This is a genomic window from Nostoc sp. DSM 114167 (genome assembly GCF_052692655.1).
This window is the reverse complement of the sequence record NZ_CP195116.1, coordinates 816,603-831,372: the sequence shown is the minus strand read 5'-3', so window position 1 is coordinate 831,372 and position 14,770 is coordinate 816,603. Positions and strand designations below refer to the sequence as shown.

Below are 14,770 nucleotides of genomic sequence, written 5' to 3'. Positions count from 1 at the left end.
GTTTAAAAAGTAACAACCTGTCTATATTTTTTCTAGGTTAATGTAGAGTTGAAACCTTGGAGTTAATGCGTATGTATATAGAAACTTTTACCCCTACTGAAGCTGCTGCATTTGTTGAATTACCAACAAAGAAGATTTATAAGGAAGTAGAATATAGAATTCTTCCTGAATATAATCCTCCAAGACTTAATTTCGCCGCATTAGTTTATCTACGTTTAATTAAAGAGATAGACTTTATTACTGTTGATTTTCGCTCATCTCTTTATCAAAGCTTAGTTAGAGCTTTGGAGCAAAAGTTACCAACTATTGAAATAGCAAGATTTGTAAAAATAGAAGTTGAGTCTATTGCCAAGGAAGTATTAGAATTTATCAAACGTTTTCAGGCGTGGAAAGAAAATTTAGTTTCCGATCCGAACATAATGGGCGGAGAAACAGTGTTTCCTAATTCTCGGCTTACGGTTCGTCATATTGGGTCAATGCTTGATAGAGGCGAGTCACTAGAGGTTATACACGAAGACTATCCTTATTTGACTGAAGAAGATATAAAATTTGCTCAAGTCTACGTGAAAGCTTACCCAAGTGTTGGACGACCTAAAAAGAATTAAATTCCTAATTGATGAGGATATTTCACCAGCCGTTGCACGTTACTTGTGTAACGAGCTTTTTATTGATGCAATTGCTGTTAGAGATCGGGGGTTACTTGGTGCAAAAGATTATCAAGTTTTAGAATACGCTTTTAATCAAGAGCGTATTCTTGTAACAGCAAATGTTCGGGATTTTGAAAAGTTTGCTCGTACTACAGAAATCCACGCTGGTATTGTATTCATTTGCCAGGGAGATTTATCTCGAAATGAGCAAATTACTATTGTCAAAGAAGCTGTGAATGCAATAAATGCTGAATTAGAAAATGGACGCGATATATTAAATCGTGTCCTATACATGGAAGAAGATGGTACTAAAAGGTTTGAGAATTTGCGGTAAAACTAGCAAAAGTATTAGGCGAGCAAGGTTTATTCGCCCGTCAAACGTCTAATATAACTAAAAAATAAGTCCACTGCTCTGTCAGACTTCAAGGAGAGTTTGTATGACGAATGTATGACAAAATCAGTAACCTTTAGAGGGAGCAACGCGATTTTGTGAGGTCAGACAAAAAAGGTGCGATGCCTGCGGCGGCGTAGCGATCGCTTCCAACCATCTCAAACTACTCAAGCAGCAGAAGCTTCTCAACCAAAACTTTCTGCCCACGGTGAAAATGAGAACAGTCTAATTTAGTCTTCAACCGGAAGTTCAACAAGTCATAGCGAGGTTCACCATCTGGATGACTAGCCCTTGGTGGAATATCGAGTGCTTCGATTGGACAACCGCCAATTGTGGAATCTGGAGTTACCCTAAAACTCAAGCCTGGTAACTCAAGGCGCTTGACTACAATATTCCGCAACCGACGAGAATGGTGAATAACAAGCTCCACCTCAACTTGAAGAGAAATTAGCAACTCCATTATTGTATTTTTTAATATTTTCAACAGCTTTTATCTCTCTTCTATTAGTCTCCGTAAGGGCGATCGCTATTTGTAGAGACGCGATGAATCGCGTCTTTACCCAAAGATATGTTGCAATCATTAATTGAATTGGTATGAGATATATTACGTCAAAATCGCCCCACCCATCAACCGCTCATATCGATACTTCAACTCTTCTTTCATTAAATACCAACGCTCTAAAGTAACATCCATCTCTATTATTTTCTCGGCTGCTTGCCGTGCTAAAAGTAAGACTTCCTCATCATCAACCAAACTCGCTAAGGTAAAATCTGGCACTCCTGATTGACGAGTTCCCAGTACTTGCCCTGGCCCACGAAAACGCATATCCATCTCGGAAATAAAAAAACCATCCTGAGATTGTTCCAACACCTTTAATCGTTGTTGAGCATCAGGACTCCTAGAACTGCTCATCAATAAACAGTAAGACTGAGCCGCGCCACGACCAACACGCCCCCGCAGTTGGTGCAGTTGTGATAAACCAAATCGCTCTGCATTTTCAATGAGCATTACTGTAGCGTTAGGTACGTCTACACCAACCTCAACAACAGTAGTAGAAACCAAAATTTGCGTTTGGTTATCACGGAATTTGGTAATAGATTCATCCTTTTCGGCTGAACTCATACGACCGTGCAGCAGCCCCACCTGAAAGTCGGGAAAAACGCTTTCTTGTAGCTTTTGATGCTCGTCAACAGCCGATCGCAAATCTAATTTTTCTGACTCTTCCACCAATGGCAAAACCACATAAACTTGTCTACCTTGGACAATTTCTCGGCGAATGAGGTCGTAAGCATGGTTGCGTTGCTGACCCGATAGCACTGTTGTCTGAATTTTTTGCCGTCCCGGCGGTAACTCATCAATTTGGCTGACATCCAAATCCCCGTGTATTGTTAGTGCCAACGTTCGGGGAATCGGGGTAGCTGTCATAGTTAACACATGAGGTTGATTGCCTTTTTGCTGCAAACGTGCCCGTTGTTCTACCCCAAAGCGATGCTGTTCATCTATGACTACTAACCCTAATTGCTGAAAGTTTACAGGGTCTTGAATCAACGCATGGGTTCCTACTAACAAAGGTAATTCACCAGTTCCCAACTGAGAATGTATTTGTCTTCGTTTAGCAGCTTTAGTCGAACCTGTAAGTAATTCCACTGGTAAATGCAGCAAGTTAAACCAACTAACTAACTTGCGATAATGTTGTTCTGCCAAAACTTCTGTGGGAGCCATCAGCGCCGCTTGGTAGCCAGATTGAATTGCTGCAAGGATAGCCAGCACGGCGACGACTGTTTTACCAGAACCGACATCACCTTGCACCAAACGATTCATTGGTACAGGTTTTTGTAAATCGTTGAGAATATCGTTGAGAACTCGTTGCTGTGCGCCAGTGAGTTGAAAAGGCAGTATTTCGTGAAATTTCTCTACAAGTTGACCGCGTGGGACAAGGATGGCGCTGGTTTGAATCGCTCTTGCTTGCTGTTGACGTTGCAGTAACCCAAGTTGCAGGTAGAAAAATTCGTCAAAAACTAGGCGACGACGGGCAACTTGTAAGACGGCGCTATCACTAGGAAAATGGATATTAGCGATCGCATCTTTCAATTCCATCAAACCATACTTCTGCCGCAAACCACTTGGCAAAGGGTCTTTCAGGTTAGCCGCAGCAGGCAAAGCAGCAATTACCGCCTGTCGCACTGTATTCGCCACCACACCCTCAGTTAGTCCATAAATTGGCACTACCCGCCCAATATTTAGCGACTCAATCGTATCTCCTGGACTTGCCAAAACCTCTAATTCTGGATTATCCAATGTCAAGCCGTATTTACTTTCTTTCACCAATCCACAGGCTGCCAGAATGCTACCTACTGGATAACGGCGTTTTAAACTTTCTTGCCAAGCGCGACTGCTAAAGCGCGTACCTGCGTAAAAACGGCCAATTTTGATTTGACCGCTGTTATCTTTTACTACCAATTCTAAAATTGATAATTTCTGATTTTTAGGGCTAGTAAAGCAGTTGCAACGCTTTACCGTTGCCACTATTGTCACCGTCTCACCCGCTTGTAACTCGCGGATATTCACCTGACGCGCATAATCAATATGGTCGCGAGGATAGTAGAAAAGCAAGTCACGGACGGTATATAAACCAAGCCGTGCCAAATTATCAGCTTTTTTAAAACCTATTTCTGGTAAATCACTAAGTTTTTGTTCAATTTTTGGTGCAAGTCTCCGACTTACCTCAGTAACAATTGGAGATTTGGGATTTTTAATTTTGGATTTATAAATTCTCCCTTGCTCCTCTGCTCCTCGGTCACTGAGCGACTTGCCTTGAGCGAAGTCGAAAGGAGCCGAAGTGCTGCTCCCCTGCTCGTCCTTCCGCTGCTCCTCTTGCTGTAATTGGGAAAGATACCTACGAGTCTCTGCTACTAAATGCTGCCTTTCTTCCAGTGCTAGATGTGGATAACTAGCAAATTGCACCGCTAATCCTTGCCAACGGCGGCGTTCAGTATGGGGTAAGCCTGTTGGGAATTTGCCCAAAGTTAGGCTCAGAAATTCACTGAAACGGTATTCTCTGCCCATCAAGTCTGTAAAGCCACGTTCAGCTTCTATTGCCAAGGCTTTGTGCAATCGTATCCAATCTGGTTTTTCATTAGTCATTGGTCATTGGTCATTGGTCATTAGTCATTGGTGAGCCAGTGCGGTCTTCTCCCAAAGGGAGAGGCTAGCGCCAAGGGGGTTTCCCCCATGAGCAACTGGCGTTAGCGCAGCGTTAGCGACGCAGGAGCGTCACCCGAAGGGTCATTGGTCATTAGTCATTGGTCATTTGACTCTCGACAAATGACTAATCCTCAAACCAACTAGCGCGCCATGCAGCTTCAGCTTCAGCGATCGCCTTTTCTTTATATCTTTTTTTATACTCTCGTCCTAGTTTGTTTAGCTGAACTAAAATACTGCGGATTCGCTTGCGATCGGAGGAAAGGGTAACATCAGCAAATTCAATTTCTCCTAGCCGCAGGTTAATAGCCATGATTTGAGTCAGTCCCGAATCTTCTGACTGTTGCTCATTTTCAATTTCAATTACTAAGTTTAATAAATTGGGTGGCCCTGGCATGACCTCAGCAGATGCTTCTGATGCTGCCGCCGCTGCTGCTAAAATCGGCTCTGGTAATTTTTTCGGCAATACTCCAGCTTTTTGTAACAAAAGATTAGCATCGTGCGAAAGTTTTTTCAGGATATCTTGCGCAACCTCTTCTAATTTTTGTTGCCATTTTGCCAGTTCTATAGGATCGGAGGTGTTGGCAGTGAGATACTGAGAATTGGAAGTGTCAAGAAATAGTGAAGATGAAGAGGGTGTTACTTCCTCATCCACTTCATGCATTTCATCTCCTTCATCCATCTCATCTACCTCATTTTCCCCTGATTCTTCACTTGTAAGATAAATGAGCAATTGTTCAGCTGCGAGTTCACCCAACTTGCGGATGGCTTGTTGCAATTGTTGGCGCTGATTCAATGATAAATGCAAAAAGTTTTCGGGATATCCTTGAGTGCAGAGGTGGTAACTCGCGAGAATCAATTGTTTGCGTACAGCTAGCCCCAAGGTGTTTAGATAACTAGCATAAGCGCTTTGTAGTTCGATTGCGATCGCCCGGATCGCTTCTTGGAGTGCTGCAATATCCTGCTCAATTCGCTCGATTGCTCTTGCCATATTTTTTCGCTCTTGCCCATCTGAACCATTACATAGTACAAATGTACAAATTTATTTTAAGATAACTTTTCAGAGAATTTTAGATTTTAAATTAAATGCGATATTTCACGTCTTTTACTAAATAAAAGACAGGTCAAGCAAATAACCTGACCTGTTTTTTAAAGAGTCATTAGTCATTCGTCATTTGTCCTTGGTAAAGACTAATGACTAATGACCAATGACCAACGACTAATATTACTTAGTACCCATTTGTGCAGCGACTTCATCGGCAAAGCTGATTTCTTGCTTTTCAATGCCTTCGCCCAGTATATAACGGACAAAGCGAGTCACTTGAATCTCTTCACCTAATTGAGCCTTGACTTGTTTGATCAGGTCTTCTACGGAAATACTCTGATCGCGAATGTAGGGCTGATCGAGCAAAGTTAATTCTTTCAGGCGTTTTTCAATCCGTCCCTGAACAATCTTTTCTTTGATGTTTTCAGGCTTGTTCGCCAAATCATCCTTGCCCATTTCAATGTCTTTTTCCTTTTGGGCAATTTCGGCGGGGATTTGGTCTACGCTCACATACTCGACATTGGGACAAGCCGCAACTTGCATTGCAGTGTTCCGTGCCAAGGTTTGGAACTCTGAATTAGCAGCCACTGACTCAGTTTGGGAACCCAGTTCTACTAATACACCAACTCGACCGCCAGTGTGAATGTAGCTGTCTACTACACCTTGTGTCCCTTCTGCTATTGCAAAATTAACAAAGCGGCGCACTTGGATGTTTTCACCAAGGGTGGCAATGGTTTGCTTGATAAATTCTTCTACAGTCGCACTTTCATTATCAATATAGGGTTGAGCCAGCAAAGACTCAACACTATTAGCTGTCGCTGCTTGCTTTGCTAGATTCTTAACTAAAGCTTTAAAAGCCTCGTTACGAGCAACAAAGTCGGTTTGGCAGTTGACCTCTATGAGTACACCCACTCGACCTTCAGGCTGAATGTAAGTGTCTACTAAACCTTCTGCCGCAATGCGATCGCTTTTTCCCCCCGCCTTAGAGATGCCCTTTTTCCGTAGCCAGTCTATGGCTTCTTCTATATTGCCATTAGTCTCTATCAGCGCTTTTTTGCAGTCCATCATGCCAGCACCAGTTTTTTGGCGTAGCTCTTGGACGAGTTTTGCAGATATTTCCGCCATGTTGCCTCAATTCCTAACTTGACCTCGAGTTGTAATCACTTAATTTAGTACTGAGTACTGAGTTTTGTTAGCGTTAGCGGGGCGTTTAGCCCGTGCTGAGTTTTGAGCGTTCAGTTATCAATTTTATTCTTCATTGACAAATCACAACTTACAACTTCAAAAATCAAGACTCAGCACTATTCAATTTGCTGAGTCTTTCTATCTTACTCAGGACTTAGCACTCAAGACTCAGCACTATTCTTCTGTTTCCTCGTCGGGAATTACGGCATCAGTATATTCGCTTTCTTCGTAGTCATCGTCATACTCACTACCGTCGTAATCTTCGTAATCATCCTCAACATCCAGCTGACCATGACGACCTTCATAAATGGCATCTGCCAATTTTCCGACTATCAGCTTAATTGACCTGATAGCATCGTCGTTTGCGGGGATGGGGATATCTACTACATCGGGGTCACAGTTTGTATCCAACATGGACACAATGGGAATATTCAGCTTTTGGCATTCTTGAACTGCGTTATATTCCCGGCGTTGGTCTACGATTACCACGATATCGGGCACTTTTCGCATTGTCTTAATACCGCCCAAGTATTTCTGAAGCTTCGTCATTTCCCGACGTAGCATTGATGCTTCTTTTTTCGGTAATAAATCTAGTGCGCCAGTTTCCTCACGGCGTTCTAAATCTTTCAGACGGTCAACCCGTGTTTTGATGGTTGCCCAGTTGGTCAACATTCCGCCCAACCAGCGTTGGTTAATGTAGTGGGAACCACAACGGCTAGCTTCTTGGGCAATAATTCCAGCTGCTTGGCGCTTAGTACCGACAAAAAGAAATTTCTTCCCTTGTTCTGCGTGCGATCGCATGTAGTTGTAAGCATTATCCATCAACTGGGCAGTTTGCACCAAGTCGATAATATGTACACCATTGCGGGAAGTATAAATGTAAGGAGACATTTTTGGGTTCCAACGCCGGGTCTGATGCCCAAAGTGAACCCCTGACTCCATCATTTGAGCCAATGAAACTACTGGCATATATTTTTCAACTCCGATTCGGGTTAAACCTCCATCCAAGTGTATTTCCCAATCGGGAAACACCCGAATTCTTAGATGTGCGAGATTAGTTAACCATACTAGGTTAACATATTCTGAAGAGTTGTAGTTGCTGGATCGAGTGAGTCCAAGAAAATAGCGCTGCCTACTCAACAATTGGGCAGCACTATTAATGAAAATCTTGCTGTTTTAAAGGTCTACTAGCGGTCTTCTCAATCTTCGGGTTTAGGTTTTTGTCGCCGTTGTTCGATCTGATCGTCGATGGTTTCTCTCATTTTGCGATCGGCAGCGTCCATCGCAGAATACTTAAAGCGGTTGATTATGCCACTGAACAAGTTGCCAAAGAATCTTTCAATTTCTTGCATAATTTTATACCTCAATATTTAAAGGTAAATTCTTGACTTGACATTGGTCTTGGACTTTTTAGTGGAAGTTAGAAATAAAACACCAATCTCTGCTTCAAGTATCTATTAGTCTCTTAGCGTCTCAGGGTTCTTAAAAGGCTGGCGGTTTATTTATCCTTTGATTCAGTTTTGCTTGCGAATGACTGTATAAAACAGTCTTCTCTATAAAATCAGTATTGTTGAGACTTGCTAGATTGAAACGCGCTAGAGATTCATCTATTGTATTCTGTCTCAAGTAATAAATGTGGCAAACACACAGGTAACAAATTGTCTACTTGTTTATAACACCTAGTACGTCTACGATGCACGTAGCTATAGCAACTTCTGGTGCGTGTTACTCAATAGTATCGGTGTCTACATTGAGCGATGGCTGCGCCAACGCCAAGGGCGAACGCAACCTTACCTTTAACTGTTCTATTTGCAATTCTGCTTGTTCAGCTCGTTGGCGTTCTTGTTCAGCTCGTTGGCGTTCTTGTTCTACCAGTTCTTCTGCTGCTGTCTTGCTAAAACTTCCTGCCTTAAAGCCTGTGCCAGTTCGTCAGGGATCAGTAATTTTTCCCCGGTATCTTCTCGATAAAACCCAATTAGCCTTCCCTCAACTACCAAGCGCAGTTGTAAGGGTTCACTGCGTCCATCCTGTATAGGTTCGTAGATTTCTCCCCGCAGGCGATAGCCACGTAACTGTTGTTCCACCCACTCGCTTTTAGGGTCAAATAGCCAGTATTCTTTGACACCTAGCTGCTCATAGAGGGTCTTTTTGAAGATTTCGTCTTGTCCCTTAGTTCCAAAAGATGTCATTTCAAAAATAACTGTGGGTACTTGACCTTCTTCCCAGATTTTATAGTTGTCTCGACCGCCAGGTGTAACATCAAAAATTACCATTACATCTGGGGCTACCCGCAACTTCGGAAAACCCTGTGCATAGTAAAGAAATTGATTTCCTAATACTGTTGCCTGACGATTTGCCAAATACTGTTTCAGGACTTCTAAGGTAGTTAGTAAAGCATAAAGGTGGTCGTAGGTTTCTGCCACTGGTTGACCATCAGCACTGGGGTAGAAGATTTCTGATTCGACACTAACAGGTAAAGTAGCCGTCATGGTTGTAATTTCAGTGCTACGAGATTATTGTAGAACAACTCTACTTCTCTCTAAGTTGAGATGTGCAAGCTTTTCAAAATATAACTAGATAACTCACAAAATCCTTCCCCTTCGGCAGCAGTGGTAATGTAAGCAGGCTGATATTTCAATTGATTCACATATTCCAGCACGTTAGCCACGCCTACAGAAACAGGAAAATAACGCCGATCGAATAAACTTTCATCATTGGGACTATCGCCAACAGTCACAATTTGTTCTGGTGAGTACTGGGGCAAATATTCGCGCAATACTTGCAATAATCCCACTGCTTTATCTTGTCCTTGAGGTTTAATGTGACACTGCACGTTGCTATAGGTAAATCCCCAACCCATTTGTTGACAGAGATTATCTAGGGTTTGTAGTTCGTCTTCACGCAAACCAGCTACATCAAAAGTCCAGTCGGTGACGCGAAAGCGATTATCAGCAGATTCTTGGATTTGGGGAAATTTAGTTTGTAAATTCTCAAAAGTCGTAGCCAAGTGCTGGCGATGTTGAACTAAATCAGGAATGGGTGTTAAGACTATTGGTTTCTGATTTCCAGGTGGAAAGAACAAACCGCCATTTTCTGCCATCCCACCTGCCACTGGCATCAAACTACTCAATCCACTTACCCATCCAGCCGAACGTCCAGTGACAATTAGAACTTTAATGGCAGCTGCTGCTAAATCCTCTAAAGCTTGTAGCAGTGCGGGAGTAAATTTTCCTCGTCTAGTCAAGGTGCCATCCATATCTGTGGCTATCAGACGAATCTTGCTCAAGTTTGTAGATGAAACCTCAGATAGGGGAGCGAGGCTCAAATCTCTGGACATATACGGTTTGTAAAAGGCTGTAAAAAATATTAATCATACAGCAAGATGACCTTAAAGATTTGGGCATCCTAAACATCAGGAGTCAAGTTTTTCAGTTTCCCACCATGTCCACTTCAATGTTTCTTGCCCAATCCTCTGGGAAAAAGGCTACTAAAAAGGCATCCCAGGAAGTGCCAGCAAGTAATCCTCAAATGCCACCATTATTGTTGGTAACTTCTGGAGGACTGGCTTTAGTGGTGATTGCTTTGATTGTGTATATTAAACTCCAGAAGGATAAGCTGGAGAAAAAACTTAAGTTTGAACAATTCCGCGCACGAGAATTAGAGAAAAAGTTTAAGTTGGCGCTGGAAACAATTCGCAAAATGGAAACTAATCCCGATTTGGTGAACTCACGGGACTTTAACCTGGATTATCTGCGGATGCGGATGTCAGAGGAGGTGTTTCACTTTGCAATTCTTAATCAAATAAAGATTCAGATCAAAGAAAAAATTTCTCAAGCCCTGCGTCCAAGTCAAGCCCAACAGGGATCGGTTGGAATTGCTAATAGTGCTGGACGACAAGTAGATGAAATTTTTGATGTCGAGTATGAAACTGGTAGTCCAGGAAATTCTGCTAAACGGGTGCTGTTTCGGATTCAAATCAAGTTAATGAAATTACCGACGCAAGCAACTTCTGCAACTATTAGTCAAATTATTGATTGTATAGAAACTTATTTAAGCCCGATAGAAGACGAAGATAGTTGGCAACCAATAATTCAAGGTCGGATTGCTACCATGCATTGGGATCAAAAGGCTAAACCTACGCCTTTACTAGTGCTAGAACAATCGAATGAAGGCGTGAATGTAACTTTTCGTACTAGTCGCCAACCAAATACTCCAACTCCACCAAAGTCACCCGGAATTAAAAAATCAGGCTCGGCTAGACAATAAATTATGGTTGTCATTGGTCATTGGTCATTAGTCATTGGTCATTGGTCATTGGTCATTATCGGACACTTGTACTAAGCTTTATCGTTGACGCAGCCTCTCGTAGAAAAGTATTGGTCAATGGTCATTAGTCAAGAGTTACTAGCTAAATGAGCAAAATGACAAAGAACAAAGGACAAATGACTAAAAATCATGACTGAATAACTGTATTGGGGGAATTACGGGTTAAAAGACCATCTTCCATTTCGACGATGCGATCGGCTATGTCTAAAATACGGTTGTCGTGTGTCACCAATAAGATAGTAGTTCCTTGATTTTTGGCTAGACTCTGCATTATTTCCACGACATCGCGTCCTGATTGTTTATCTAATGCTGCTGTTGGTTCGTCTGCTAGTACCAAGGGGGGACGATTCACCAAGGCGCGGGCGATCGCAATTCTTTGCTTTTGTCCACCAGAAAGATTATCTGGGTAGTAATCAACTCGTTCTTCTAGACCAACAGACCCCAGCATAGCTTTAGATTTAGCCATTGCTTCTGCTTGAGAAATATTATCGTTCAATTCTACCGCCATTTGCACATTTTGCTTGGCTGTCAAGAACCCTAGCAAATTGTGAGCTTGGAAAATATAACCAATGTTGCGTCGCATCTGCACTAATTTGTTTTGACTGACGCCAATAAGTTCTTCACCTAAAAATTTTAAACTTCCCTCTTGTACAGACCGCAAACCACCAATTAAGCTCAGTAATGTTGTTTTACCTGAACCTGATGGCCCGGTCATAATCACAATCTCACCTGGATAAATGTTTAGGTTTATATTAAATAATATCTGTTTTCTCAGTGCGCCTTTGCCATAGAAGTGATTGAGATTTTTAATGGCGATTACAGGTTCTTTTTCCATCATGCTTTTGTTAGTTGTAAATTAGTATTTCAAATTTTAACTTTAGTGACTGTCAGAAATTAAATTTGCTAGTTATGAGCATAAGCCCAATTTATTATTAATATTTTTTAATTAAAATTAGATTAGTTAAAAAATATCTGCTGGATCGGCAGAGCGTAATTTTCTAACTGCAATCGCACCAGAAATAATGCACATCAGCATAGTCAAAATCAATACCATTACAGCCCGCTCAAAACTCATAAAAACTGGTAAAAGTGTGGCATTTCTGGCACTGTTATACATAAATAAGGCAAAAACTATTCCAGGAAAATATCCTAAAACTGCTAATAATAAAGCTTCTTGAAGAATAACTGTCAATAAATAGTTTTGTGTATAACCTATCGCCTTAAGGGTAGCGTACTCGGCTAAGTGGTCTGCAACTTCTGTATAAAGAATTTGATAAACAATTACAGTCCCCACAATGAAACCCATAACAGTCCCTAATGTGAAAATAAAGCCAATAGCTGTACTATTCGCCCAGTAACTCCGCTCAAAATCAATAAATTCTTGTTTAGTTAAAACATTTACTTCATTAGGTAAATACTTTCGTAATTGTTGGGCCACAACATTAGCATCTGCTCCCGGCTTTAATCTAATTAGCCCAATATCAATTAATCCTTTTTGGCGATTGCTAAATATTCGCAGAAAGTTGATATCGCTCGTAATTAAATTACCATCTGCACCAAATGATGCACCTAATGTAAAGAGTCCTTCTACTTTAACTCGCCGCCTTCGGACTTCTGCCGTTACAGGCTTTCCTTGGTCATAATTAGCAGCGATCGGCCCATACTCTACCCTAGAAGAACGGTCAAATAGAACTACATCAGGTAGTTTAAGTTTATCTAAATTTTCCTGAACTCCAGGTAAGTTAACTAAGTTAGTTTCTGGGTTCATTCCAAAAACTAGGATACTCCGAGGACGCCCGGTTACAGGATTTTTCCAGATTGTAAAGTCCAAATAGATCGGATGTACAGATTGAACTGCGGGTAATTCTAAGGCTTTATATAATCGTCGCTGAGAAAAGCTTCTCATCGCCAATATAGCGTTAGATTGACTATTAATTAAAACAATATCGCCTTGTAAGCTGTTATGAAATCTAACGTTACTATAATACAGAGCATCTCGAAAGCCGAGTTGCATAAACATTAAAATATCGGCAAAAGCAATTCCTGCTAATGCCACAGCTAGGCGAGTTTTTTCCCTTGTCAGTTGTAGCCACGACAGAGGTATTTTTTGATTCATTTTATAGGCGTCTCAACAAGTGTAGCGATTTTAGATTTTCAACCCATTATGGTGACACCCGTACCGGATTGATAGAATGTTTAAAATTGATTAAACAGACTATTGAATCATATTTTTAATCCAAAATATCAAATTATGGATTGGAATTACTGCTCACCTATAACTTAATTAGTTATTAATATCCACAAGAACTTTGGCGTAAGTTAAACCAGAAACTTTCTGGCTATCTTCTGGAGACAGAGCAATTTTAACTTCTACAACTCTGGCATCTACATCTGCGGCTGGATCTGTATTCAGTACATCTTTTTTACCAATTTTTCTGCCAATTTCAGTGACAGTTCCCTTTAATTCGCCGCTAAATGCGCCGTTATCACTGGTGATAGTAGCATTTTGACCAAGACGCACTTTAGCAATGCTGTCTTCAGCAACTTCAGCAATTACAAACATTTGCTTGGTTTGGCCAAGTTCAGCAATGCCATTTGCGCCGATCGCTTCACCCGATTTGGTGTAAATCTTTAAAATCTCTCCAGCGATTGGTGCTTGAACGTAGCTCAATCTCAGTTCTGCTTCGGCTTTTCTGACATTTGCGATCGCATTACTAACTTGGGCTTGCGCTACTTGCACATCGGTAGGACTAACATCTAAAATTCTGCTTAGTTTGGCCTTTTCTTCATCGATTTGTCTTTGCAAAGTTGCGACAGTTTTATCGCGGTTAACTTTAGCTTCGATTAACTGCTGTTGCAAAGTTGCTAAATTTTGTATTTGGTTGGCTCTAGCCTCAGCAAGTTGCTGTCGCAAAGTTGCTAATGTCTGCTTTAAGGTAGCTTGGCTTTCAGCCACCTGCTGATTAGCAGTTATTGCACTCAAGCGTCTTCTGTCTCGTTCTTGCTGAGAAATAGCACCTTCTTTGTATAAATAATCATAGCGTCCGGCATCGACTTGAGCATTGCGCTGTTCGGCTTGAATACGTACAACCGTTGCTCTTAGAGCATCTCTTTGCCCACTAAGTTCAGCTTCTAGGCGATTCACGGTTGCTTGTTGGACAAGTTTATCACCGCTTAACTGAGCTGCAACCCTTGCGATCGTTGCTTGCGCTGCATTCCTTTCGCCAATTAACTGCGCTTGTAGGCGAGCAATAACTGCTCTTTGAGCTTGAATATCCCTTGGAGAGCCAGCCCTGACTTGCGCTAAATTCGCACGGGCTTCTTGGACTTTCGCTTTTGCTTCTTGTAGTCCGGCTACTTGGGTATCGCGGTTGTCTAAAATTGCCACAATTTGACCTTGCTTTACCTGTTCGCCCTCTTTCACCAGAAGTTGCTGAATTCGTGATGATGGTGCTAATCCTGATGATGGGGCGGACAATTTAACAACTTCGCCTCGCGGTTCCAAACGCCCTACAGCACTAATGCTATTGGTAGATGGCATTACGGGTGCGGATGTAGTTAGTTTTCTTAACTGCTCGATTTTAGCCGTACCTAGTATGCCAGCGGCGATTACTACTGGCACGGCTACAGCGATACCCCACCAAATCTTAGGTTGTTCATGATTTAGTGTTTGTTCACTTGGTTTCGGCTTTTCAGTCACCCTTGACATAATATGTTGCCCATTTACCTGAATTGTGCTAATGGAAGTAATAAATAAAAAGGTTTTTAATCAACAGCCAGCTGTTAGGACAAACAACGTGGTTTCAAGCTGGGTATGGCTTAAAAATCGATTGTGTGATGAACGTTCAACACTATGGCTTAACAAAATGGTGTTTTCTATAACCGCTCATTATGTATGCAATACACTTTGACCTTTCTCCAAACGGCTTTGAGGCTTACTAAGGGGCGGGGTTAGGTCTGTATTGAAACTGAGA

At 41.7% G+C, this 14,770-nt stretch carries 13 protein-coding genes and 1 pseudogene; 3 read left to right on the top strand and 11 right to left on the bottom strand.

From position 1 onward, the window contains the following. The first annotated feature begins 71 nt into the window (after nt 1-71). Together NSTC731_RS03395 and NSTC731_RS03390 are read left to right on the top strand one after the other, a co-directional pair. A complete protein-coding gene (locus NSTC731_RS03395; protein WP_445629629.1) occupies nt 72-605 on the top strand; it encodes a DUF433 domain-containing protein in 534 nt (177 codons plus the stop codon). After that, the gene (locus NSTC731_RS03390) at nt 580-981 is read left to right on the top strand and encodes a DUF5615 family PIN-like protein (protein ID WP_445629628.1); all 402 of its coding nucleotides are present in this window, start codon (nt 580-582) and stop codon (nt 979-981) included. Before NSTC731_RS03395 ends, NSTC731_RS03390 begins: the two co-directional genes overlap by 26 nt. Nucleotides 982-1,201: 220 nt before the next feature. Here NSTC731_RS03390 and NSTC731_RS03385 read toward each other — a convergent pair whose 3' ends face one another. From NSTC731_RS03385 to NSTC731_RS03350, 8 genes and pseudogenes are all read right to left on the bottom strand, one after another. Further along, nucleotides 1,202-1,498 (bottom strand): hypothetical protein, encoded by a 297-nt coding sequence (locus NSTC731_RS03385; protein WP_445629627.1) that lies wholly within the window; start codon nt 1,496-1,498, stop codon nt 1,202-1,204. 144 nt (nt 1,499-1,642) lie between these two features. Further along, the gene (gene recG, locus NSTC731_RS03380; RefSeq protein WP_445629626.1) at nt 1,643-4,183 is read right to left on the bottom strand and encodes an ATP-dependent DNA helicase RecG; all 2,541 of its coding nucleotides are present in this window, start codon (nt 4,181-4,183) and stop codon (nt 1,643-1,645) included. A 184-nt stretch (nt 4,184-4,367) separates the two neighbouring features. Next, complete coding sequence (locus NSTC731_RS03375; RefSeq protein WP_445629625.1) at nt 4,368-5,231, bottom strand: hypothetical protein; 864 nt, start codon at nt 5,229-5,231, stop codon at nt 4,368-4,370. 234 nt (nt 5,232-5,465) lie between these two features. Continuing rightward, nucleotides 5,466-6,410 carry a translation elongation factor Ts gene (gene tsf, locus NSTC731_RS03370; protein ID WP_445629624.1) on the bottom strand — a complete coding sequence of 315 codons (945 nt, stop codon included), beginning with the start codon at nt 6,408-6,410 and terminating at the stop codon, nt 5,466-5,468. A gap of 234 nt (nt 6,411-6,644) precedes the next feature. Further along, entirely contained in the window at nt 6,645-7,439 is a 795-nt protein-coding gene (rpsB, locus tag NSTC731_RS03365) for a 30S ribosomal protein S2 (protein WP_445629623.1), read from the bottom strand. 230 nt (nt 7,440-7,669) lie between these two features. Then, nucleotides 7,670-7,822, bottom strand: coding sequence for a hypothetical protein (locus NSTC731_RS03360; RefSeq protein ID WP_445629622.1), 153 nt, complete (start codon nt 7,820-7,822; stop codon nt 7,670-7,672). Nucleotides 7,823-8,195: 373 nt separating this feature from the next. Then, nucleotides 8,196-8,959, bottom strand: a pseudogene (locus tag NSTC731_RS03355) (Uma2 family endonuclease). Nucleotides 8,960-9,009: 50 nt separating this feature from the next. Beyond that, on the bottom strand, nt 9,010-9,807 hold the full coding sequence (locus NSTC731_RS03350) for an HAD-IIB family hydrolase (RefSeq protein WP_445629621.1): 798 nt from the start codon (nt 9,805-9,807) through the stop codon (nt 9,010-9,012). A gap of 104 nt (nt 9,808-9,911) precedes the next feature. Here NSTC731_RS03350 and NSTC731_RS03345 point away from each other — a divergent pair, with 104 nt between their 5' ends. Beyond that, nucleotides 9,912-10,736, top strand: coding sequence for a hypothetical protein (locus NSTC731_RS03345; RefSeq protein WP_445629620.1), 825 nt, complete (start codon nt 9,912-9,914; stop codon nt 10,734-10,736). A gap of 187 nt (nt 10,737-10,923) precedes the next feature. Here the strand turns inward: NSTC731_RS03345 and NSTC731_RS03340 are convergent, their stop codons facing one another. From NSTC731_RS03340 to NSTC731_RS03330, 3 genes are all read right to left on the bottom strand, one after another. Then, nucleotides 10,924-11,631, bottom strand: coding sequence for a DevA family ABC transporter ATP-binding protein (locus NSTC731_RS03340; RefSeq protein ID WP_445632266.1), 708 nt, complete (start codon nt 11,629-11,631; stop codon nt 10,924-10,926). A 126-nt stretch (nt 11,632-11,757) separates the two neighbouring features. Beyond that, nucleotides 11,758-12,912, bottom strand: a complete 1,155-nt coding sequence (gene devC, locus NSTC731_RS03335; protein ID WP_445629619.1) for an ABC transporter permease DevC — start codon at nt 12,910-12,912, stop codon at nt 11,758-11,760. Between the two features lie 168 nt (nt 12,913-13,080). Continuing rightward, complete coding sequence (locus NSTC731_RS03330; RefSeq protein WP_445629618.1) at nt 13,081-14,505, bottom strand: HlyD family efflux transporter periplasmic adaptor subunit; 1,425 nt, start codon at nt 14,503-14,505, stop codon at nt 13,081-13,083. Between the last annotated feature and the right edge of the window lie 265 nt (nt 14,506-14,770).

Bases quoted from the DNA above. Each gene is read 5' to 3' on its own strand.
- NSTC731_RS03395 (WP_445629629.1), top strand. From the start codon at position 72: ATGTATATAGAAACTTTTACCCCTACTGAAGCTGCTGCATTTGTTGAA.
- NSTC731_RS03385 (WP_445629627.1), bottom strand. From the start codon at position 1,498: ATGGAGTTGCTAATTTCTCTTCAAGTTGAGGTGGAGCTTGTTATTCAC.
- NSTC731_RS03330 (WP_445629618.1), bottom strand. From the start codon at position 14,505: ATGTCAAGGGTGACTGAAAAGCCGAAACCAAGTGAACAAACACTAAAT.
- NSTC731_RS03350 (WP_445629621.1), bottom strand. From the start codon at position 9,807: ATGTCCAGAGATTTGAGCCTCGCTCCCCTATCTGAGGTTTCATCTACA.
- NSTC731_RS03345 (WP_445629620.1), top strand. From the start codon at position 9,912: ATGTCCACTTCAATGTTTCTTGCCCAATCCTCTGGGAAAAAGGCTACT.
- devC (WP_445629619.1), bottom strand. From the start codon at position 12,912: ATGAATCAAAAAATACCTCTGTCGTGGCTACAACTGACAAGGGAAAAA.
- recG (WP_445629626.1), bottom strand. From the start codon at position 4,183: ATGACTAATGAAAAACCAGATTGGATACGATTGCACAAAGCCTTGGCA.
- NSTC731_RS03340 (WP_445632266.1), bottom strand. From the start codon at position 11,631: ATGGAAAAAGAACCTGTAATCGCCATTAAAAATCTCAATCACTTCTAT.
- rpsB (WP_445629623.1), bottom strand. From the start codon at position 7,439: ATGCCAGTAGTTTCATTGGCTCAAATGATGGAGTCAGGGGTTCACTTT.
- NSTC731_RS03375 (WP_445629625.1), bottom strand. From the start codon at position 5,231: ATGGCAAGAGCAATCGAGCGAATTGAGCAGGATATTGCAGCACTCCAA.
- tsf (WP_445629624.1), bottom strand. From the start codon at position 6,410: ATGGCGGAAATATCTGCAAAACTCGTCCAAGAGCTACGCCAAAAAACT.
- NSTC731_RS03360 (WP_445629622.1), bottom strand. From the start codon at position 7,822: ATGCAAGAAATTGAAAGATTCTTTGGCAACTTGTTCAGTGGCATAATC.